Genomic DNA, 20,187 nt, shown 5'->3' on the forward strand with positions numbered 1-20,187 from the left:
GCGTTGCCGCCGTTGCCGCCGGTCCCGCCGTTGCCGCCGTCGCCGCCGGCCTGGCCGCCGCCGATGCCGGTGCCGTACTCGTCGACGCCGGCCACGCCGTTGGCGCCGTCCACACCGGCGCCGCCGTTGCCGCCGGACGCGCCGGTACCGCCGTTGCCACCGGCCCCGCCGTCGCCCGAGATCGCGCCGCCCTGGCCGCCGGCGCCGCCGTTGCCGCCGGCGCCGCCGTTGCCGCCGTTGCCGCCGCTGTCGCCGGGGTTGACGCCGTTGCTGCCGATGCTGCCGGCCACGCCGTTGCCGCCGTCGCCACCGCGACCGCCGTCGCCGATCGAGCCGCCGTTACCACCCGAGCCGCCGTCGCCGCCGGACGCGCCCGCGACGGTGGAGGTGTAGCCCGACCCGCCCGCGCCGCCGTTGCCGGCCGGCCCGACGATTCCGGCGCCGTCGGTGCCGTCATTGCCGCCGGTGGATCCGGTGCCGCCGGTGCCGCCGCCGCCCGCGGTGCCGGCGTTGCCGCCGTTGCCGCCGGTCCCGCCGGTGGTGTGGTTGGCGGTGCCAATGGCGCCCGCGCCGCCGTCGCCGGGTGTGCCGGCGTTGCCGCCGTTGCCGGCGTCGCCGCCGGCGCCGGTCGCGCCGGTGCTGCCGTGGGCGGCGGTGCCGCCGGTGCCGCCGTTGCCGCCGTTGCCGCCGGTCCCGCCGTTGCCGCCGTTGCCGCCGGCCTGTCCGCCGCCGATGCCGGTGCCGTACTCGTCGGCGCCGGCCACACCGTCGGCGCCGTCCACACCGGTGCCGCCGTTGCCGCCGCCCCCGCCCGTGCCGCCGGCGCCCCCGGCGCCGCCGTTGCCCGAGATCGCGCCGCCCTGGCCGCCGGCGCCACCCTGGCCGCCCGAGCCGCCGTCGCCGCCGTCGCCGCCGCTGTCGCCGTGGTTGACGTTACATTGCGCTGGCCGCGCTGGTGCTGCGCTGTCGCCGCCGACGCCGCCCCGGCCGCCGTCGCCGATCGAGCCGCCGTTGCCACCGTTGCCGCCGTCGCCGCCGTCGCCGCCCGGCGCGGTCGGGCTGTAGCCCGCGCCGCCGTTGCCGCCGTTGCCGGCCGGGCCGGTTATCCCAGAGCCACTGGTGCCGCTGGCGCCGGTGGTCGAGCCGCCACCGCCGTTGCCGCCGGCACCCGCGGCGCCGGCGTTGCCGCCGGTGCCGCCGTTGCCGCCGGTGGTGTGGTTGGCGGTGCCGGTCGCGCCCGCGCCGCCGTCGCCGGGTGTGCCGGCGTTGCCGCCGTTGCCGCCGTGGCCGCCGGCCCCGGTGCTGCCGCTGTTGCCATGGGCCGCGGCGCCACCGCCGCCGCCGGCGCCACCCGTCCCGCCGGTGCCGCCGTTGCCGCCGTTGCCGCCGGCCTGGCCGCCGCCGACGCCGGTGCCGTAGGCGTCGACACCGGACACGCCGTTCGAACCGGTGACGCCGGCGCCGCCGTTGCCGCCGTTGCCGGCGTTGCCACCCGCTCCGCCGCCGCCGCCGTCACCGGAGATCGAGCCCCCCGCGCCGCCGGCACCGCCCTGACCACCCGAGCCGCCGGTCCCGCCGTTGCCGCCGCTGGAGCCCGGGTTCAGGCCGTTGGCGCCGGCCGTACCGGTGGCGCCGTCGCCGCCGGCCCCGCCGTGGCCGCCGTTGCCGACCGAGCCGCCGTTACCACCCGCGCCGCCGTTGCCGCCGGAGCCGCCCGGCGTGGTGGCGGTGTATCCGGTACCGCCGTTGCCGCCGTTCCCGGCGGGGCCGACGACGGCGGCGCCGCCGGCGCCGTCGACGCCGGTGGTGGAGCCACTCCCGCCGGTGCCACCGCTGCCCGCCGTGCCCGCGTTGCCGCCACTGCCCCCGGCCCCGCCGGTGGTGCTCGTCGCGGTGCCGGTCGCGCCGCTACCCCCGTCGCCGGGAGTGCCGGCCGCCCCGCCGTCGCCGCCGTTGCCGCCCGCGCCGTCGGTGCCCGCGGTGCCGGCGACGCTGCGCCGCCTGCGCCCGGCGCCGCCCGCCTGCCGGTGCCGCCGTCGCCGCCGTTGCCGCCGGCCTGACCGCCGCCGACGCCGGTGCCGTACTGGCTGGCCCCGGACACGCCGTTGGCCCCGGTGACACCGGTGCCGCCGTTCCCGCCGGTGCCGCCATTGCCGCCGGCGCCCCCGGCCCCACCGTTACCGGAGATCGAACCGCCCTGACCGCCGGCCCCGCCGGAGCCGCCCGCCCCGCCGGCGTTGCCGTTGCCGCCGCTGGCGCCCGAGCTGACGCCGTCGGCCCCGGCCGCTCCGGCAGCGCCGTTGCCGCCGACGCCGCCGGCGCCGCCGTTGCCGATCGAGCCGCCGTTACCGCCCGCACCGCCGTTGCCGCCGCTAGCGCCCGAATCGGTGGCGGTGTAGCCCGCGCCGCCCGCGCCGCCGTTGCCGGCCGGGCCGACGACACCGTCGCCGGCCGCGCCGTCACTGCCGGTGGTCGAGCCGCTGCCGCCAGTGCCGCCGGCGCCCGCGGTGCCGGCGTTGCCGCCGTTGCCGCCGGCGCCGCCGGTGATGTTGGTGGCGGTGCCGTCCGCGCCGTTGCCGCCGTCGCCCGGGGTGCCCGCCGCCCCGCCGTCGCCGCCGTCACCTCCGGCGCCGTCGGTGCCCGCGGTGCCGTGCGCCGCCGTGCCGCCGGTGCCCCCGGCGCCGCCCGCTCCGCCGGTGCCTCCATTGCCGCCGTTGCCGCCGGCCTGACCGCCGCCGACGCCGGTGCCGTACTGGTCGACGCCGGACACGCCGTTGGCCCCGGTGACCCCGGTGCCGCCGTTGCCGCCGCTGCCGCCGGTCCCACCGGCGCCGCCGGCGCCGCCACTACCGGAGATCGAGCCGCCGCGCCCGCCGGCCCCGCCGGTGCCGCCGGCGCCGCCGGACTGGCCGTTGGTGCCGCTGGAGCCGGGGTTGATGCCGTTGGCCCCGGCCGCGCCCGCCGCGCCGTTGCCGCCGACGCCGCCGGCGCCGCCGTTGCCGATCGACCCGCCATTGCCGCCCGCGCCGCCATTGCCGCCGCTAGCGCCCGATTCGGTGGCGGTGTAGCCGGCGCCGCCGACGCCGCCGTTGCCGGCCCGACGACGGCCGCGCCGTCGGTGCCGTCCGCGCCGGCGGTCGAGCCGGTGCCGCCGATGCCGCCGGCGCCCGCGGTGCCGGCGTTGCCGCCGTCGCCGCCGGCCCCTGCCGGTGGGCGGCGGTGCCGTCCGCGCCGTTGCCGCCGTCGCCGGGGGTGCCGGCCGCGCCGCCGTTGCCGCCGGCGCCGCCGGCCCCCTGGCTACCCGTGTTGCCGTGCGCCGCGGTGCCGCCGAGCCCGCCGTTGCCGCCGGCCCCGCCGACACCGCCGTTGCCGCCCGACCCGCCGGCCTGGCCGCCGCCGATGCCGGTGCCGTACAAATCTTGTCCCGCCATGCCGTTGGTGCCTGATCGCCGGTGCTGCCGGTCTGCTGGCCGCGCCGGCACTGCCGACCCTGCCGTCTCGCTGTTACCGGCTTCGCCGCCCAGGCCGCCGGCCCCGCCGTTGCCGCCGGCGCCGCCGGCCGAACCGTTGCCGCCGCTGTCCCCGGGGTTGACGCCGTCGGCGCCGGCCACGCCGGCCGCGCCGTTGCCGCCAGCCCCGCCGTTGCCGCCGTTGCCGACCGCCCCGCCGTTGCCGCCGGCGCCGCCGTTACCGCCGGTGGCGCCCGGCGTGGTGGGGCTGTAGCCCGCACCGCCGTCGCCGCCGTTACCGCCCGCGGTGGCTGAGGCGCCGGACGCCCCGTGCGCACCGATGGTGGAGCCGGTGCCGCCGGCGCCGCCGGTGCCGCTGGCGCCCGGGTTGCCGCCGTTGCCGCCGGTGCCGCCGTCGACGCTGGTGGCGTCGCCGGCACCGCCGACCCCGCCGTTGCCGCCCTCGCCACCGATCCCGCCGGTGCCGCCTGCGCGGCCGGCGCCGGTAGTGCCGTCGTGGCCCATGAACAGGCCGCCCTCGCCGCCCTTGCCGCCGACGCCGCCGTCGCCGCCGCCGCCGCCGACGCCGCCGTCGCCGCCGTTGCCGCCGGTCCCGCCGGGGACCGCCCCGGGTGCACCGTCGGCGCCCTTGCCGCCGGCGCCGCCGTTTCCGCCCACGCCGCCGCTGCCGCCGACGCCGCCGTTGCCGAACAGCAGGCCGCCCCGGCCGCCGACACCACCGGAACCGCCGTCGCCCCCGGTTCCGCCGGCGCCGCCGTTGCCGTTGTTCACGCCGGCGACGCCGTTGGCACCGGTGGCGCCCACCCCACCGGTGCCGCCGTTGCCGCCGGCGCCGCCGGTGCCGAACAGGAACCCGGCGCTGCCGCCGGCCCCGCCGTCACCGCCGTCGCCGATTGCCGAGGAGCCGCCGTTGCCGCCGGCGCCGCCGGCGCCGATCAACCAGCCGGCCTTACCGCCGGCGCCACCGGTACCCCCGGCGCCGCCCTGGCCGGTGCCGCCGGTGCCGCCTTGGCCGCCGGCGCCGGCAAACCCGCCGGCGCCGCCGCTACCGCCGTGACCGCCGTCGCCGCTGGCGCCGATGCCGCCGACGCCGCCCGCGCCGCCGGCCCCGCCGGAGAGCCAGCCGGCATGGCTGCCGTCGCCGCCGTCACCACCGACCGCGCCGCTGCCGCCGGCCCCGCCGGCGCCGCCCGCGCCGTGGAACAGGCCGGCGTGGCCGCCGTCGCCGCCGGCGCCGCCGTCGGACGGGCCGACGCCGCCGGCCCCGCCTGCCCCGCCGTTGCCCATCACGTGCGCGTTGCCGCCGGCCCCGCCGACCGCGCCGGTCCCGGTGGGGCTGGTGTTGGCGCCGCCGGCCCCGCCGGCACCGCCGTTGCCGTAGAGGAATCCGCTGCTGCCGCCGACGCCGCCGGCGCCGCCGCTGGCCCCGGATCCGCCGGCCCCGCCGGCCCCGCCGTTGCCCACCAGCCAGGAGCGGCCGCCGACCCCGCCGGCGCCGCCCACTCCGCTGGCTCCGGTCTCGGCGCCGCCGGCGCCGCCGGACCCGCCGGCGCCGTACAGCAACCCGCCGTTGCCGCCGGCCCCGCCGGCGCCGCCGTTGCCGGTCGCCGACGAGACTCCACCCGCACCACCGGAGCCGCCATGGCCGATCAACCCGGCGGACCCGCCGGCGCCGCCGGCCTGGCCGACGGCGCCCGACCCGCCGTTGCCGCCATTGCCGACGATCCACCCGCCGGCACCGCCGGCCTGTCCGGTTCCCGCGGCGCCATCAGCGCCGTTGCCCACCAGTGGGCGGCCGGTCAGCATCTCCCACGGCGAAAACCACTGCATCTGCGACGCGGCCTGCTCGGCGGCCGCCAGCGGTCCCATCGTCTGGGCGTTGGCTGCCTCGGCGGTCGCGTACGCGCCGCCCGCGCTGCTCAATGCGTGGGTGAACTGGCTGTGGAAGGCCGCGGCTTGCGCGCTGAGGGCGTGGAACTCCTGCGCGTGGGTGCCGAACAGTGCCGCGATGGCGGTCGATACTTCGTCTTCGGCGGCCGCCAGAAGGTTTGTCGTGGAGCCCGCGGCGGCCGTGTTGGCGGCCTGAAGCGTCGAGCCGATGCCCGTCAGATCCGCGGCTGCTGCCGACAATATCTGCGGCGTCGTTCCCAGGTACGACATGTGGAGACCACCCCAATAGCTCAAGCACGACCGATCACGTCGTGCACGTGGCCCCCGTCACGACACCGCCGGTATCGGCGGGCAGGTTTGAACGATATCCGATCGCATACCGCGTTTCTGCCAAAAGTGCCCTATTTCATCCAAATAGTTTCGATAACCCGCCGTGACCACACTCTAAATAATCCTCTGTGTGCAAAATCACATCGAACCACGCGTTTAGCCGCAGGTTAGGGCGCACACGGTATGAAGCCGGCTTAAGCGTTTCGCCTAAGCCGGCTTCGTCGCAGGGCTGAAGAGCCGGGAAACTACATAGGTGCAGGTCAGCCGGTTGGACCGGGCTGTCCGGGCTGGCCCAGCAAGCCGCCGCTGCCGCCGGCGCCGCCGGCGCCGCCCTGGCCGGTCGGGGTGCCGTCGCCGCCGGCGCCGCCGGCGCCGCCGTTCCCGCCGTTACCGATGAACCGGCCGTGCCCACCCGAACCGCCGTGGCCGCCGGTACCGCCGGTGCTGTCGTCGAGGTTGGCGCCGCCGGCGCCGCCGGCGCCGCCGACGCCGCCGCTGCCGTAGGTGAAGCCGCCGGTGCCGCCGGTGCCGCCGGCGCCGCCGGTGGCCCCGGCTCCGTCGTCGTTGGCGCCCGCACCGCCGGCCCCGCCCGCACCGCCGGCGCCGAACGCCCTGGCGGTGCCGCCGGTGCCGCCGTCGCCGCCGGCCCCGCCGGTCGCGTCGGCCCCGCCATCGCCGCCGGCGCCGCCGTCCCCGCCATCGACGCCCCGGCCGAGGAACAACCCGCTCTTGCCGGCGCTGCCCCCGTGACCACCGGCGCCGGCCGAATCGCCGGCGCCGGCGTCACCGCCGGCCCCACCGGCCCCACCGACGCCGCCGTGGCCGGTCAGGAACGAGGCGCCGCCGTGCCCGCCGGCGCCTCCGGTCCCGCCGGACGCGGTGTCGATGCCGGCGCCTCCGCCGCCACCGGCGCCACCCGAGCCGCCGGTGCCGAAGAGGACTCCGGCGTTACCGCCGGAGCCGCCGTTGCCGCCGAGCCCGGAGCCCGGAATCGTGACCAGTCCGGCCCCGCCGGCGCCGCCGGCGCCGCCGTTGCCGAACAGCAGCCCACCCTGACCGCCGGCGCCGCCGCCGAAGCCGTTGCCGTTGGCGATGGTGGACACGCCGTCGCTGCCGCTGCCGCCGCTGCCGCCGCTACCGATCAGCCAGGCGTGGCCGCCCTTGCCGCCGGGGGTGGGGTTGCCGACGCCGCCGTCGCCGCCGTTACCGCCGTTCCCGATGAAGAAGCCGCCGTTGGCGCCGTTGCGGCCGGTGCCGCCGTCGCCGCCGTGGCCGATGAGCAGGCCGGCCCGGCCGGCCGCGCCGCCGATGAGGCCGTCGCCGCCGTTGCCGCCGTGCCCGAAGAGCGGGGCGCTGCCGCCGTCTCCGCCGTTGCCGTCGTTCACCGGGCCGCTGGCGCTGGCCCCGCCCACTCCGCCGTTTCCGGCCTTGCCGTAGAGCCACCCGCCGTTGCCGCCGCCGCCACCATTGCCGCCGAAGCTGGCGGTGGCGTCGGTGCCGGCCCCGCCGGCGCCGCCCACGCCGCCGTGGCCGAGCAGCCAGGATTGGCCGCCCGCCCCGCCGTGGCCGCCTGAGCTGCCCTGGAAGCTTGTCGCGCCGCCGGCCCGCCGGCGCCGCCGTGACCGATCAGCAGCCCACCGCTGCCGCCGGCGCCGCCGGAGCCGCCGTCGCCGCTGGCGCTGGCGCTGGCGCCGCCGGCGCCGCCGGCCCTGCCCGCGCCCAGCAGCCCGGCGTGGGCTCCGGCGCCCCCGGCCCCGGCCGAACCCAGGCCGCCGGTGGTGGCGCCGCCCGCGCCGCCGGCCCCACCGGGGCCGAAGAAGAAGCCGCTGGCCCCGCCGGCCCCACCGGCCCCACCGTTGGCTCCGCCGCTGGTGCCGCCGAGGCCGCCGGCCCCGCCGGCGCCCAGCAGCCAGGATGTGCCGCCGGCCCCGCCGGCGCCGCCGTCGGCGCCCATGCTGTCGCCGCCGGCCCCGCCGGCGCCGGCCTTGCCGAACAGCAACCCGGCGTTGCCGCCGTCCGCGCCGGCTCCGGCGGCCCCGCCGGTGCCGTCGCCGCCGTCCCCGCCCAGCCCGCCGTTGCCGAGCAGGAAGGCGTGCCCGCCGGCCCCGCCCGCCGCGCCGGCCTGGATGCCGCCGGTGGCCGCGCCGCCGGCCCCGCCGTTGCCCGCGGGACCGTACAAGAACCCACTGTTGCCGCCGGTGCCGCCGACCCCGCCGGTGCCGGCGGCGCTGGCCCCGCCGGCCCCGCCGGCCCCGCCGCTGCCGAGCAGGAAGGCCTGGCCGCCGGCCCCGCCGGTGCCGCCGAATCCGCTGGCACCGGTGGCCGCGCCGCCGGCCCCGCCGGCACCGGCCTTGCCGAAGAGCAACCCGCCGTTGCCGCCGGCGCCACCCGCGCCGCCGTCCCCGGTCGACGACGCGCCGCCGGCGCCGCCGGCACCGCCGTTGCCGAACAATCCCGCGGACCCGCCGGTGCCGCCGGCCTGCCCGGGCGCACCCGACCCGCCGTTGCCGCCGTTGCCCCAAAGGATCCCGCCGTCCCCGCCGGCTTCCCCGGTGCCGGCGGCGCCGTTGGCGCCGTTGCCGATCAGCGGGCGTCCCAGCAGCGACTCGGTGGTCGCGTTGGCCGCGTTGAGCACGCTCTGCATCGGCTTGGCGTTGGCGGCCTCGGCCAGTCCGTAGGCGCCGGCGCCGGCGGACAGCGCGTGGGTGAACTCGGTGTGGAAAGCCGCCGCTTGCGCGCTGAGGGCCTGGAATTGCTGCGCGTGGCTGCCGAACAGCTGCGCGATGGCGGCCGAGACCTCGTCTTCGGCGGCGGCCAGCAGGTTGGTGGTGGGGCCCGCCGCGGTGGCGTTGGCGCCCTGCAGCGCGGAACCGATGTCGGCCAAATCGGCCGCTACCGTAGACAGCGCCTGCGGTGTTGCGATCACGTACGACATGTGGAGACCACCCCAACTAGCTCAAGCACGACCCAAGTGAGTCGTGCGCGTGGCCCCCGTTACGATCCCGCCTGCTCGGCAAGCAGGTACGAACGATAGCCGATTACATACCGGATTACTTGTCCATTGTCCGAAATCATTCGAAATGTCTCGATACGTCTACTACACCACACTCGACGTCCGGCCGCCCGCGCCGCCCGGGCGCTGGGTTTCCCGAACTCGGTGTCGTCGCGGTCGGTTGGCGCACGATGGTGGGGTGGTGAGCTCGACGCCGACCCCGTCGGTCCGCAACTGGGGCAGCAGCGGGCTGGCCTTCTTGACCGGCCGGCCCGACGGGCCCGCCGACTTCTCCCGCGCGAACGTGTTGGATCGCGCCGAGCGAGTCGTCGCCGACGCGGCCATGCTGCTGGCCGGCCGGGCCGCCCTGCTGGAGCTGCGCCGCGGCGGCCGGGTGTCGGCCGGCGGCGCCACCCGGTTGCTGGCGGCCCGCGACGGCTGGTGCGCGATCACGCTGTCCCGTCCCGACGACGTCGCGGCCGTCCCGGCGCTGCTGCACGCCGACGACGTCCCGGCCAACCCGTGGCCGACGCTGCAGCGCTGGGTCGCGGCCCAGCCGGTGGCCGCGGTCGTCGAGCGGGCCGGGCTGCTCGACATCCCGGCGGCCGCGCTGGGCGAGGCGGCCGCCACCGCACCGCGGATACGTCCGCTCGGGCCCAAGGCGCCCACGGCGCCCAAGGCGCCCGAGCCGCTTAACACCGGCCTGCTGGTGGCCGATCTGTCGTCGATGTGGGCGGGCCCGCTGTGCGGGCACCTGCTGGCCCGCTCGGGAGCCACGGTCGTCAAGGTCGAAAGCCCAAGCCGCCCGGACGGCACCCGGGCCGGCGAGCGCGGGTTCTTCGACTGGATCAACACCGGCAAGCTTTCCTACTGCGTCGATTTCGACCGCCAGGTGAACGAGCTGCGCGCACTGCTGGCCGTCGCCGACGTCGTCATCGAGGGCTCCCGGCCGGCGGCACTGGCGCGCCGCGGGCTCGGGCCGAAGGACATCGAGCCCCGCGCCGGCCGAATCTGGCTGCGGATCGCCGGCCATGACGGGTGCCCGGGCCGCCCGGCGTTCGGCGACGACGCCGCGGTGGCCGGCGGCCTGGTCGGCGGCAGCGCAGGCAACCCGGTGTTCTGCGGCGACGCCATCGCCGACCCGCTCACCGGGCTGGCGGCCGCCCAGGCGGTGAACGAATCGCGGGGCCGCGGCGGCGGCGAGCTGATCGAGGTGTCGCTGGCCGCGGTCGCCGCCAGCTACGCCGCGCTGCCGACGATCCCGAACTGCGACCACCCCGCCCCGGCGCCGACCATCCCGCCGGCGGCCAAGCCGGCGTCCGAGCTCGGCGCCGACAACGACGCCGTGCGGCGGCTGATCGCCGAAAGACGCTGCCTGCCATGCTGATTCGCCGGGCCACCCTGCTCGACGGCACCGTCACCGACATCCGGGTCGGCGCGCAGATCGACGAGGTGGGCGACAACCTCGCCGTGCGGCCGGGGGAGGGGCTGCTCGACGCGGGCGGTGGCACGGTGCTGCCCGGGTTGCACGACCATCACGTGCATATCCGCTCGGCGGCCTCCGCGTTGTATTCGTTCAGCGTCGGCCCACCCGGAGTGAGCACCAAAGGCGAACTGGCACAGATACTCTCGAACGCCACCCCGGGCCCCGACGGCTGGATCCGCGCCGTCGGCTATCACGAGTCGGTGGCCGGGGACCTGGACCGGACCGCGCTGGACGCCGTCGTGCCGCACATCCCCGTCCGCATTCAGCACCGCAGCGGCGCGCTGTGGATCCTCAACACCGCCGCGCTGGGCCGGGTCGGGCTGCCCGAGCATCCCGACGGACGCCTGCGCAGCGCCGACCGCGGCTGGTCGGAGGCGCTGGCGCGGCGCGAGTCCGACCTGGCCGAGCTCAGCCGCCGCATCACCGCGACCGGCGTCACCGGCGTCACCGACGCCACCCCCGACCTCGACGCCGACGACATGGTCGCGCTGATGGTGGCGCACCGCCGCGGTGAGTTCCGGCCGCGGCCGCACTTCCTCGCGCCGGGCAAGATGATCCTGCACGACGACCGCCTGGACCTGGACGCGCTGATCGACTGGATCACCTTGCGGCACAACGCAAATCAACCGGTGGCGGTGCACTGCGTCACCACCGCCCAACTCGTCGTGACCATCGCGGCGCTGCGGGCCGCGGGCGGTCATCAGCGCGACCGCATCGAGCACGCCGCGCTGGTGCCCGACGAGAACCTGGACGACCTGGCCGAGTTGGGCGTCACCGTGGTGACCCAGCCCAACTTCGTCGCCGAGCGCGGCGATCAGTACCTCACCGACGTCCCGGCCGCCGAGCACCCGCAGCTGTGGCGGGTGGCATCACTGCTGAACGCGGCGGTGCCGGTGGCGCTGTCCACCGACATGCCCTTTGGGCACGGCGACCCGTGGACGGCGATGCGCGCTGCGGTGCACCGCACCACCGTCAGCGGCGCCGTCCTCAACGACGGTGAATGTGTCTCGGCGCGAACGGCTTTGACGATGTTTTTGGGACGGCCGGATCGGCCGGGCCTACCGCGGTCGGTGGCACCGGGGCAGCCGGGGGATCTGTGCGTGCTGACCGAGCCGCCGGACACGGCGCTGGCCGAGCTGGACGCCGGCCTGGTGGCCGCCACCGTCATCGCAGGCGAGCTGGTCTATTTCGCGATGTGAGAAAGCGCCGCGTCCAAAGCCTGGCACTGACTGTCGAAAAACCGTTGTGCCACCGGCGTTTTCGCTGCCCAGATGTCGAAGCCATGGAAGGCGCCGGGCACCACCTCGACCTCGCACGGCACACCCGCGGCCCTCAGCCGCTCGGCGTAGGCCAGATCTTCGTCGTGGAACAACTCGTTGGTGCCCACGCCGATCCACGCCGGCGGCAGGCCGCCGAGATCGTCGCGCCGCGCCGGCACCGCGACCCGCGGGTCGGCGGCACCGAGATAGGCGCTCCAGCCGAAGCGGTTGGCGCGCGGGTTCCACAGCCGGTAGCCCGCCTTGTCGGCGGTCGCCGCGCTGCGGTCGTCGAGCATCGGATACACCAGCAACTGAAAAGCCGGCGTGAACCCGTGATCGCGCGCCCACAGGGCCAGCGCGGCGGCCAGCCCGCCGCCGGCACTGGCGCCGCCGATCGCCACCCGCGCCGAGTCCACCCCGGGCAGCCCGGCCAGCCAGGTCAACGCGGCATAGCAATCCTGCAGCGCCGCGGGATACGGATGTTCGGGGGCCAGCCGGTATTCCACCGACGCGACCGTGATGCCCAGCCTGGTAGCGAACCGCGCGCACAACCGGTCGTCCATCTCGGCGCTGCCGATCACGTAGCCGCCGCCGTGAATCCACAGCAGCGCCGGGGCGGGGCCGGCTCCATGAGCCGCCCGGAACAGGCGCACGCCGACCCCGGACCCCAGGGTGAGCACTTCGGCGCCGCTCGACGAGCCGCCGCGAAACCTCACCTTCGACATGGCCCGCATCAACGGCAGAACGCGGGGACCCATCGTGCGTCGTGGGGCGAAGCGGGCGGCGCGCCGCAGATCGGGATGAAAATCCATACTCGACACCGATCCAGTATGCGTCGGGCACCGAATCATCTACCGCGGGCCCGCGACGGGCCCGCAACGAACTCGGTGTATCGGATTGAGGAGCAGGGTAGAGGCTTGGCATGTCGGGACATCTCTACGATCGGGCGTTGGACGGCGAGCGATGTTGGATCCGGCACGAGGACGGCGCGGTCCGTCCGCTGCCGGCGCAGCGCTGGCTCGCCGAGTGCCGCGACGAAGACTCCACGGATGAACCTTTCGACGACGCCGTGACGCAGATGTGCGCCGCGCCGACCATCGAACTCGGCTGCGGCCCGGCCCGGTTGGTCGCGCGGCTGATTAGGCGCGGGATCCCCGCGCTCGGCATCGACCGATCCGCCACCGCCATCCGGCTGGCCGGTCGCGGCGGGGCGCCGGCCCTGCTCGGCGACGTGTTCGAGCCGCTGCCCGGCACGGGTCACTGGCAGACGGTGCTGCTGGTCGACGGCAACATCGGCCTCGGCGGCGACCCGCGCCGAATCCTGCGCCGCGCCGCCGAATTGCTGTGTTGCGGCGGGCGCTGCGTGGCCGAATTCGACGCCGAAGCCGTCGGCGTCCGGTCGCACTGGGTGCGACTGGAGTCGGCTTCCGACGTCGGGCCGTGGTTCCGCTGGGCATCGGTCGGTGTGGACAGCGCCGCGACGCTGGCCGGCCAGGTCGGCCTGACGCTCACCGGTGTGCGCCTGGTCGGCGGCCGGGTGGTCGCGGATCTGGCGGCCCTGTGAGCGCCCCGCTGCCGGGCCGGTTCCGCAGCCCGCTGCGCGGGCCGTGGCTGACGTCGGTCTTCGGCCTGGTGCTCCTGGTGGCGCTGCCGCTCATCATCCTCACCGGGCTGCTGTCCTACATCGCCTACCAGCCGCAGTTGGGCCAGGCCATCCCCGATCACGTCGGCTGGCTGCGGCTGCCCACCTTCGACTGGCCCACCTGTCCGTCGTGGTTGTATCGGCTGACCCAGGGCCTGCATGTGGGATTGGGCCTGCTGATCATCCCGGTGGTGCTGGCCAAGCTGTGGTCGGTGATACCGCGGCTGTTCGTGTGGCCGCCGGCGCGCTCGCCGGCACAGCTGCTCGAGCGGGCCTCGGTGGCGATGCTGGTCGGCGGGATCCTGTTCGAGATCGCCACCGGCGTGCTCAACATCCAGTACGACTACCTGTTCGGGTTCAGCTTCTACACCGGCCACTACTTCGCCGCGTGGGTATTCATCGCCGGATTCCTGCTGCACATCGCCGTCAAGCTGCCGGCGATGATCGCCGGGCTGCGGTCGCTGTCGATGCGAGAAGTGTTGCGTACCAACGTGGCCGGAACGCGCCCGCAGCCGCGCGACCCCGACGGGCTGGTGGCGGCCGATCCCGGCGAACCCACGATGAGCAGGCGCGGCGCGTTGGCGTTGGTGGGCGCCGGTGTGCTGCTCATCGGTGTGCTGACCGCCGGACAGACCCTCGGCGGTGTCACCCGCGGGGCCGCGCTGCTGCTGCCGCGGGGCCGCGTGCGCCCGGGCGACTTCCCGATCAACAAGACCGCCGTCGCCGCCGGGATCACGCCGGAGGCCACCGGGGCGAGTTGGCGGCTGATATTGCGCGGCGGCGCGGCCGAGGTGGTGCTGGACCGCGCGGCGCTGGCCGCCCTGCCACAGCACACCGCGCGGCTGCCGATCGCCTGCGTGGAGGGCTGGTCGACCGTGCAGACCTGGAGCGGGGTGCGGCTGTCCGAGTTGGCCCGCAGAGCCGGTGTGGCACAACCAAAGTCGGCGCGGGTGGTGTCCCTGCAGCGCGGCGGCGCCTTCGGCGAGGCCCGGCTGGCGGCCAATCAGATCGCCGACCCCGACGCGCTGCTGGCGTTGCGGGTCGGCGGCGCCGACCTGTCGATCGATCACGGGTATCCGGCGCGGATCATCGTTCCGGCCCTGCCCGGCGTGCACAACACCAAGTGGGTCGGGTCGATCGAATTCGAGGCGTGAAATGTCAAGGTTCACAAGGCTTTACGGGGCCAATCCGGCGCATCTGCTGACCATGCTGGCCGGCTTCGCGCTGCTGGCCTACACGCTGGCCACGTTCAAAATCAGCCAGTTGTGGAACCAAAGCACCTGGTGGCAGCCGATCGCGGTGTGGTTCGTCGCCGCGGTGATCGCACACGACTTCGTGCTCTTCCCGCTCTACGCGCTGGCCGACCGTGCGCTCGCCATCCGCCCGGTGCCGCCGGGCAAACGCCCGGAAGTGCCGGCGCGCAACTATATTCGGGTGCCGGCGCTGGCCGCGGGGCTGACGTTGCTGGTCTTCCTCCCGGGCATCATCGAACAGGGCGCGCCCACCTACCAGGCCGCGACCGGTCAAACCCAGCAGCCGTTTCTCGGTCGGTGGCTGCTGCTCACCGCGGTGATGTTCGGCGTGAGCGCCCTCGCCTACGCCGCCCGACGCGCCCTCGCGTGGCGCCGCGCCGCCGGTGCACGGCCACAACTTCATCGGCCTTAACGCAAACGTCGGTTTCCGCGGCCCGCCCGGGGGTACGCTCCGCTACATGACGGCGAGGGGACCGCGCGCGGCGGCCTATCTGCGTTGGTTGCTGCGGGCCCGCCCCGGTGACTATGCGCTGGCATTAAGCGAGGCCGGGGCTTCGCTACCGATGGTCGGCAAGCACCTGGAGCCGCTGGGCGGCATGACCGCGATGGGCATCTGGGGAGCCCGGCTCGCGCCCGAATTCCTGGCCGCAGCCAAAAAGAAGGACCGCCCGGACCGCGCGGATCGGGAAAGCGCGCACGCGGCCTCCGTCGCGGCGCTGCGTTCGGTGGTGTCGGCCGTCGACCTGGACGGCGAATGGCCCGCGCCGCAACGGACGCCGCCGATCTTGGACGCGTTGCGCCCGCGCTACGTCTACCGCCGCGGCGTCCACTACGGCGACCACCCCGCGCAGGTGCTCGACGTGTGGCGCCGCAAGGATCTGCCTCCCGGCCCCGCGCCGGTGTTGATCTTCGTCCCGGGCGGCGCCTGGGTGCACGGCCGCAGCATGCTGCAGGGGTCCGCGCTGATGTCACGCATGGCCGAGCTGGGGTGGGTGTGTCTGGCGATCGACTACCGCGCCGCCCCGCACCACCGCTGGCCGCGCCACATCATCGACGTCAAGACCGCCATCGCGTGGGCGCGGGCCAACGTGGACAAGTTCGGCGGCGACCGCAATTTCGTTGCGGTGGCGGGCTGTTCGGCCGGCGGCCACCTGTCGGCGCTGGCCGGGCTGACCCCCGGTGACCCGCAGTACGAGGCCAAACTGCCCGAGGGAGCCGACAGTTCGGTGGACGCCGTGGTCGCGATCTACGGCCGCTACGACTGGCAGGACCGATCCACCCGCGAGCGCGCCCAGTTCGTCGAGTTTCTGGAGCGGGTGGTGGTGAAACGGACCATCGCCCGACACCCCGAGGTGTTCCGCGACGCGTCGCCGATCGCGCGGGTGCATCGGAATGCCCCGCCGTTCTTGGTGATTCACGGCAGCAAGGACAACGTCATCCCGGTCGAGCAGGCGCGCGGCTTCGTCGAACGGATGCGCGCGACGTCGCATTCGTCGGTCGGCTACCTGGAGTTGCCGGGGGCCGGACACGGCTTCGACCTCCTCGACGGTGAGCGGGCCGGCGCGGCCGCGCACGCGACGTCGCTGTTCCTGCGCCAGGTGCATCGCAGCAAGGCGCCGATCGGCGCGAAAGAGGTGATCTGAGCGCCCACCGCTGAGTAAGGTCGCGGTATGGGTGAGGGGCGGTGAAGCGGCTCAGCGGCTGGGACGCGGTGCTGCTGTACAGCGAAGCGCCCAACGTGCACATGCACACCATCAAGGTCGCGGTCATCGAACTCGACGAGGAACGCCGCGGCTTTACCATCGACGCGTTCCGCGAGGTCATCCGAAGCCGGCTGGGCAAGCTGGAGCCGTTCTGCTATCAGCTCGTCGACGTCCCGTTGAAGTTTCACCACCCGATGTGGCGGCAGAACTGCGAGGTGGATCTCGACTACCACATCCGCCCGTGGCGGGTGGCGTCCCCCGGCGGCCGACGGGAACTCGACGAGGCGATCGGGCAGATCGCCAGCACGCCGCTGGACCGCGGCCACCCGTTGTGGGAGATGTACTTCGTCGAGGGCCTGACCAACCACCGGATCGCCGTCGTCGGCAAGATCCATCACGCCCTCGCCGACGGCGTCGCCTCGGCAAACCTGTTGGCGCGCGGCATGGATCTGCAGCCCGGCGGGGACGAGGTCAGCTACGCGGCCGATCCGGCACCGTCCAAGCGGGAGTTGATGACGTCCGCGTTCACCGATCACCTGCGGCACATCGCCCGCATCCCGGCGACCGTCCGCTACACCGCGCAGGGGCTGGGTCGGGTGCGACGCAGCTCGCGCAAGCTCTCGCCGGAACTGACCATGCCGTTCACCCCGCCGCCGACGTTCATGAACCACAAGCTCACCCCGGAGCGCCGATTCGCCACCGCCACACTGGCTTTCGCCGATGTGAGGCAGACCGCCAAGCTGCTGGGCGCGACGATCAACGACATGGTGTTGGCCATGTCCACCGGCGCGCTGCGGACGTTGCTGTTGCGCTACGACGGCCAAACCGAACCGCTGCTGGCGTCGGTCCCGGTGAGTTACGACTTCTCGCCGGAACGGATCTCGGGCAATCGCTTCACCGGGATGATGGTCGCGCTGCCGGCCGACTCCGACGACCCGCTGGAACGGGTGCGGCTGTGCCATGAGAACGCGGTCCTGGCCAAGGAGGGCCACCAGCTGATGGGCCAGGAGCTGATCGCGCGCTGGGCGGCCTACTGGCCGCCGACCGGCACCGAAGCCCTGTTCCGCTGGCTGTCCAACCGCGACGGGCAGAACAAGGTGCTCAACCTGAACATCTCGAACGTGCCCGGGCCGCGCGAACGCGGCCGGGTGGGCGGCGCGCTGGTCACCGAGATCTACTCGGTGGGCCCGCTGACCGCCGGCAGCGGGCTGAACATCACCGTGTGGAGCTACGTCGACCAGCTCAACATCTCGGTGCTCTCCGACGGCTCGACCGTCAAGGACCCGCACGAGGTAACCGAGGCCATGATCGCCGACTTCGTCGAAATACGCCGGGCCGCAGGGCTTTCCGAAAGCCTTACCGAGGTGCCGGAGGCGTTGGCTCCGGCCTGATGTGGGGCCCGGCGGCGGGCCGTTACCATCACCGGTGTGAGCGAAGAAGCTGGCAACACCGAACCCGAAGTCCTGGTCGAACAGCGCGACCGGATTCTGATCATCACCATCAACCGGCCCAAGGCCAAGAACGCGGTCAACGCCGCGGTCAGCCGGGGCCTGGCCGACGCGGTCGATCGGCTCGACGGCGACAAGGGCCTTTCCGTGGGCATCGTCACCGGCGCGGGCGGCTCGTTCTGCGCGGGCATGGACCTCAAGGCGTTCGCGCGCGGCGAGGTCCCCATCGTCGAGGGCCGCGGCATGGGCTTCACCGAGCGCGGGCCGGACAAGCCGCTCATCGCGGCGGTCGAGGGCTACGCGCTGGCCGGCGGCACCGAGCTGGCCCTGGCCACCGATTTGATCGTGGCCTCGCGGGACTCCGCCTTCGGCATCCCCGAGGTCAAGCGCGGCCTGGTCGCCGGCGGCGGCGGGTTGCTGCGGCTGCCCCAGCGCATCCCGTCGGCCATCGCCATGGAGTTGGCGTTGACGGGGGAGAACCTGTCCGCCGAGCGCGCGCACGCGCTGGGGATGGTCAACGTGCTGGCCGAGCCGGGGCAGGCCCTGGACGCCGCCATCGAGCTGGCCGAGCGGATCGCCGCCAACGGGCCGCTGGCGGTGGCCGCCACCAAGCGGATCATCGTCGAGTCCCGCGGCTGGACCCCGGAGAACATGTGGGCCGAGCAGACCAAGATCCTGGGCCCGGTGTTCGTCTCCAACGACGCCAAGGAGGGCGCGATCGCGTTCGCCGAGAAGCGCGCGCCCAACTGGACCGGGACGTAACCGCGGGGCGTCGCCGAGCGTGACGGCATGGCGAGATTTCCGCTGATTTCTCACCCTGCGAACACGCTCGGCGAGGGCTCCTTGGCGCTCAGTTACACTATGGCCGAGATTTGTAAAGGGCCGGGGATCCAGTAAGGACCGAGGATGAGCGTTTCGTTGCTGCTCGAGATGGCCGCGTCGGGCAACCCCGACCGCACGGCCGTCGTGGCCGGCGACTTGCGGCTGACCACCCAGCAGCTCAGTGACCTCGCCGACGGCGGCGCCGGCGTCATCGCCGCGTCGAACGCCAAGCACGTGGCGTACGTCGGCACCGGCGGGGCGATGCTCCCGCTGCTGATCTTCGCCGCGGCCCGCGCCGGGGTGGCGTTCACCCCGCTCAACTACCGGCTGTCGGCCGAGGGCATCCAGACCCTGATCGGGCGGCTGCCCGAACCGCTGGTGATCGTCGACGCCGGTTACCGCGAGATGGTCAGGGACGCCGGGCTACAGGTGCTGGACTCCGATGACTTCCTGACGGCGGCGCGCAGCCCCGAGGCCGCTGAATTTGAAGCCGAGTTCGCCGACCCGGAGTCCGTCGCGATCGTCCTGTTCACCTCGGGCACCACGTCGCAGCCCAAGGCCGTCGAGCTGTCCCACACCAACCTGACCAGCTACATCACCAGCACGGTCGAATTCGAGTCCGCCGGGGCGGACGACGCCGCGCTGATCTGCGTGCCGCCCTATCACATCGCCGGGGTGAGCGCGGCGCTGTCCAACCTGTACGCCGGGCGAAAGATGGTCTACCTGCCCAACTTCGACGCGCAGGAATGGGTGCGCCTGGTCAACGCCGAACGGGTGTCCACCGCCACGGTGGTGCCCACCATGCTGGACCGCATCGTCACCGTGCTCGAGGCCGGCGGCCACCAGCTGCCGACGCTGCGCAACCTGGCCTACGGCGGCTCGAAGGTGGGCCTGCCACTGGTCCGGCGGGCGCTGGAATTGCTGCCGGAGGTGGGCTTCGTCAACGCCTACGGGCTGACCGAGACGAGCTCGACGATCGCAGTGCTCGGCCCCGACGACCACCGGGCGGCGCACTCGGCCTCCGATCCCGCCGCCTCCAAGCGGCTCGGGTCGGTCGGGCAGCCGGTGCCCGGCATCGAGTTGCAGATCCGCGACGACGACGGCAACGTGCTCGGCCCGGGGGAGACCGGCGAGCTGTTCGTGCGCGGCGAGCAGGTGTCCGGCCGCTACACCGGGATCGGCTCGGTGCTCGACGAAAACGGTTGGTTCCCAACCAAAGACATCGCGATGCTGGACGAAGAGGGCTACCTGTTCATCGGCGGGCGCAGCGACGACACCATCATCCGCGGCGGGGAGAACATCGCGCCCGCCGAGCTGGAGGAGGTGCTCATCGAGCACTCGCATGTGCGCGACGTCGCCGTGGTCGGCGTCGAGGATCCGCAGTGGGGCCAGGCGATCGTCGCGGTGGTGGTGCCCGTCGCCGGCATCGATCCCGACCCCGAGGAACTGCGCGAACATGTCCGCAAGAGTTTGCGCGGGTCGCGCACCCCGGACCGGGTAGTCTTTCGCGACGAGCTGCCCACGACTCCCACCGGCAAGGTGCTTCGCCGGGAAATCATCGAGACGCTAAAAGGATTGCATGCATGATCAAGAACGGAACCCGTCTGGCCAGCCAGGTATGCGACACCCAGGTGATCGTCGTCCGGAGCTCCGACAGCCTCGACGACTTGCGTTGCGGCGGTGTGCCGATGGTCCCGATCGGCGCCGAGCGCTCCGGTGAACTCGACCCGGCGTTCGCCGACGGCACGGTAATGGGCAAGCGCTACGTCGACGAGACCGGCGCCGAGGTACTGGTGACCAAGCCCGGCGCGGGCAGCCTGAGCGTCGGCACGACCGCGCTGTCGCTCAAAGAGGTCAAGCCGCTGCCGGCCAGCGACTGACGGCCCTCGGCT

Annotated in this window: 14 protein-coding genes and 2 pseudogenes; 11 read left to right on the forward strand and 5 right to left on the reverse strand. The window is 74.9% G+C overall.

The window, feature by feature from the left end:
* Positions 1 to 1,436 (reverse strand): annotated as a pseudogene (locus G6N66_RS00005) (PE family protein); the annotation flags it as partial.
* A gap of 164 nt (positions 1,437 to 1,600) precedes the next feature.
* Positions 1,601 to 2,770: a hypothetical protein gene (locus G6N66_RS00010; RefSeq protein ID WP_163645741.1), complete on the reverse strand. Its 1,170-nt coding sequence runs from the start codon at positions 2,768 to 2,770 to the stop codon at positions 1,601 to 1,603.
* Positions 2,771 to 2,774: 4 nt separating this feature from the next.
* Between G6N66_RS00010 and G6N66_RS00015 the strand changes: the two genes are divergently transcribed.
* Positions 2,775 to 3,068, forward strand: coding sequence for a hypothetical protein (locus tag G6N66_RS00015; RefSeq protein ID WP_163645742.1), 294 nt, complete (start codon positions 2,775 to 2,777; stop codon positions 3,066 to 3,068).
* Here the strand turns inward: G6N66_RS00015 and G6N66_RS29900 are convergent.
* Both G6N66_RS29900 and G6N66_RS29905 read right to left on the reverse strand, forming a co-directional pair.
* Positions 3,042 to 5,630: a PE family protein gene (locus tag G6N66_RS29900; protein WP_163645743.1), complete on the reverse strand. Its 2,589-nt coding sequence runs from the start codon at positions 5,628 to 5,630 to the stop codon at positions 3,042 to 3,044. The two genes, G6N66_RS00015 and G6N66_RS29900, sit on opposite strands and share 27 nt — an antisense overlap.
* A 320-nt stretch (positions 5,631 to 5,950) precedes the next feature.
* Positions 5,951 to 8,625: pseudogene (locus tag G6N66_RS29905) on the reverse strand (PE family protein).
* 259 nt (positions 8,626 to 8,884) lie between these two features.
* On the opposite strand from G6N66_RS29905, the gene G6N66_RS00030 reads away from it, so the two are divergent.
* Both G6N66_RS00030 and G6N66_RS00035 read left to right on the forward strand, forming a co-directional pair.
* Positions 8,885 to 10,069 (forward strand): CoA transferase, encoded by a 1,185-nt coding sequence (locus G6N66_RS00030; protein WP_232079163.1) that lies wholly within the window; start codon positions 8,885 to 8,887, stop codon positions 10,067 to 10,069.
* A complete protein-coding gene (locus tag G6N66_RS00035) occupies positions 10,063 to 11,367 on the forward strand; it encodes an amidohydrolase family protein (protein WP_085231717.1) in 1,305 nt (434 codons plus the stop codon). The genes G6N66_RS00030 and G6N66_RS00035 overlap by 7 nt, the downstream gene beginning before the upstream one ends.
* Here G6N66_RS00035 and G6N66_RS00040 read toward each other — a convergent pair.
* A complete protein-coding gene (locus G6N66_RS00040; RefSeq protein WP_276012603.1) occupies positions 11,352 to 12,239 on the reverse strand; it encodes an alpha/beta hydrolase in 888 nt (295 codons plus the stop codon). The genes G6N66_RS00035 and G6N66_RS00040 overlap by 16 nt on opposite strands.
* A gap of 110 nt (positions 12,240 to 12,349) precedes the next feature.
* Between G6N66_RS00040 and G6N66_RS00045 the strand changes: the two genes are divergently transcribed.
* From G6N66_RS00045 to G6N66_RS00080, 8 genes are all read left to right on the forward strand, one after another.
* A complete protein-coding gene (locus G6N66_RS00045; protein ID WP_085231719.1) occupies positions 12,350 to 12,991 on the forward strand; it encodes a class I SAM-dependent methyltransferase in 642 nt (213 codons plus the stop codon).
* The gene (locus tag G6N66_RS00050; RefSeq protein WP_139825086.1) at positions 12,988 to 14,223 is read left to right on the forward strand and encodes a molybdopterin-dependent oxidoreductase; all 1,236 of its coding nucleotides are present in this window, start codon (positions 12,988 to 12,990) and stop codon (positions 14,221 to 14,223) included. The genes G6N66_RS00045 and G6N66_RS00050 overlap by 4 nt, the downstream gene beginning before the upstream one ends.
* Position 14,224: 1 nt before the next feature.
* Complete coding sequence (locus G6N66_RS00055; RefSeq protein ID WP_085231720.1) at positions 14,225 to 14,734, forward strand: hypothetical protein; 510 nt, start codon at positions 14,225 to 14,227, stop codon at positions 14,732 to 14,734.
* 46 nt (positions 14,735 to 14,780) lie between these two features.
* Positions 14,781 to 15,965, forward strand: coding sequence for an alpha/beta hydrolase (locus G6N66_RS00060; protein ID WP_085231721.1), 1,185 nt, complete (start codon positions 14,781 to 14,783; stop codon positions 15,963 to 15,965).
* A 41-nt stretch (positions 15,966 to 16,006) separates the two neighbouring features.
* Positions 16,007 to 17,416 (forward strand): WS/DGAT/MGAT family O-acyltransferase, encoded by a 1,410-nt coding sequence (locus G6N66_RS00065; RefSeq protein ID WP_085231722.1) that lies wholly within the window; start codon positions 16,007 to 16,009, stop codon positions 17,414 to 17,416.
* A 36-nt stretch (positions 17,417 to 17,452) separates the two neighbouring features.
* On the forward strand, positions 17,453 to 18,235 hold the full coding sequence (locus G6N66_RS00070) for a crotonase/enoyl-CoA hydratase family protein (protein WP_085231723.1): 783 nt from the start codon (positions 17,453 to 17,455) through the stop codon (positions 18,233 to 18,235).
* Positions 18,236 to 18,379: 144 nt separating this feature from the next.
* Positions 18,380 to 19,882, forward strand: coding sequence for a class I adenylate-forming enzyme family protein (locus G6N66_RS00075; protein WP_085231724.1), 1,503 nt, complete (start codon positions 18,380 to 18,382; stop codon positions 19,880 to 19,882).
* Complete coding sequence (locus G6N66_RS00080) at positions 19,879 to 20,175, forward strand: hypothetical protein (protein WP_085231725.1); 297 nt, start codon at positions 19,879 to 19,881, stop codon at positions 20,173 to 20,175. Before G6N66_RS00075 ends, G6N66_RS00080 begins: the two co-directional genes overlap by 4 nt.
* Positions 20,176 to 20,187 lie beyond the last annotated feature (12 nt).

Source organism: Mycobacterium conspicuum, assembly GCF_010730195.1.
Taxonomy (GTDB): Bacteria; Actinomycetota; Actinomycetes; order Mycobacteriales; family Mycobacteriaceae; genus Mycobacterium; species Mycobacterium conspicuum.

Excerpts from the sequence above, each read along its gene's own strand:
- G6N66_RS00035 (WP_085231717.1), top strand. The coding sequence starts at position 10,063 with ATGCTGATTCGCCGGGCCACCCTGCTCGACGGCACCGTCACCGACATC.
- G6N66_RS00060 (WP_085231721.1), top strand. The coding sequence starts at position 14,781 with ATGACGGCGAGGGGACCGCGCGCGGCGGCCTATCTGCGTTGGTTGCTG.
- G6N66_RS00075 (WP_085231724.1), top strand. The coding sequence starts at position 18,380 with ATGAGCGTTTCGTTGCTGCTCGAGATGGCCGCGTCGGGCAACCCCGAC.
- G6N66_RS00055 (WP_085231720.1), top strand. The coding sequence starts at position 14,225 with ATGTCAAGGTTCACAAGGCTTTACGGGGCCAATCCGGCGCATCTGCTG.
- G6N66_RS00080 (WP_085231725.1), top strand. The coding sequence starts at position 19,879 with ATGATCAAGAACGGAACCCGTCTGGCCAGCCAGGTATGCGACACCCAG.
- G6N66_RS29900 (WP_163645743.1), bottom strand. The coding sequence starts at position 5,630 with ATGTCGTACCTGGGAACGACGCCGCAGATATTGTCGGCAGCAGCCGCG.
- G6N66_RS00045 (WP_085231719.1), top strand. The coding sequence starts at position 12,350 with ATGTCGGGACATCTCTACGATCGGGCGTTGGACGGCGAGCGATGTTGG.
- G6N66_RS00040 (WP_276012603.1), bottom strand. The coding sequence starts at position 12,239 with ATGGATTTTCATCCCGATCTGCGGCGCGCCGCCCGCTTCGCCCCACGA.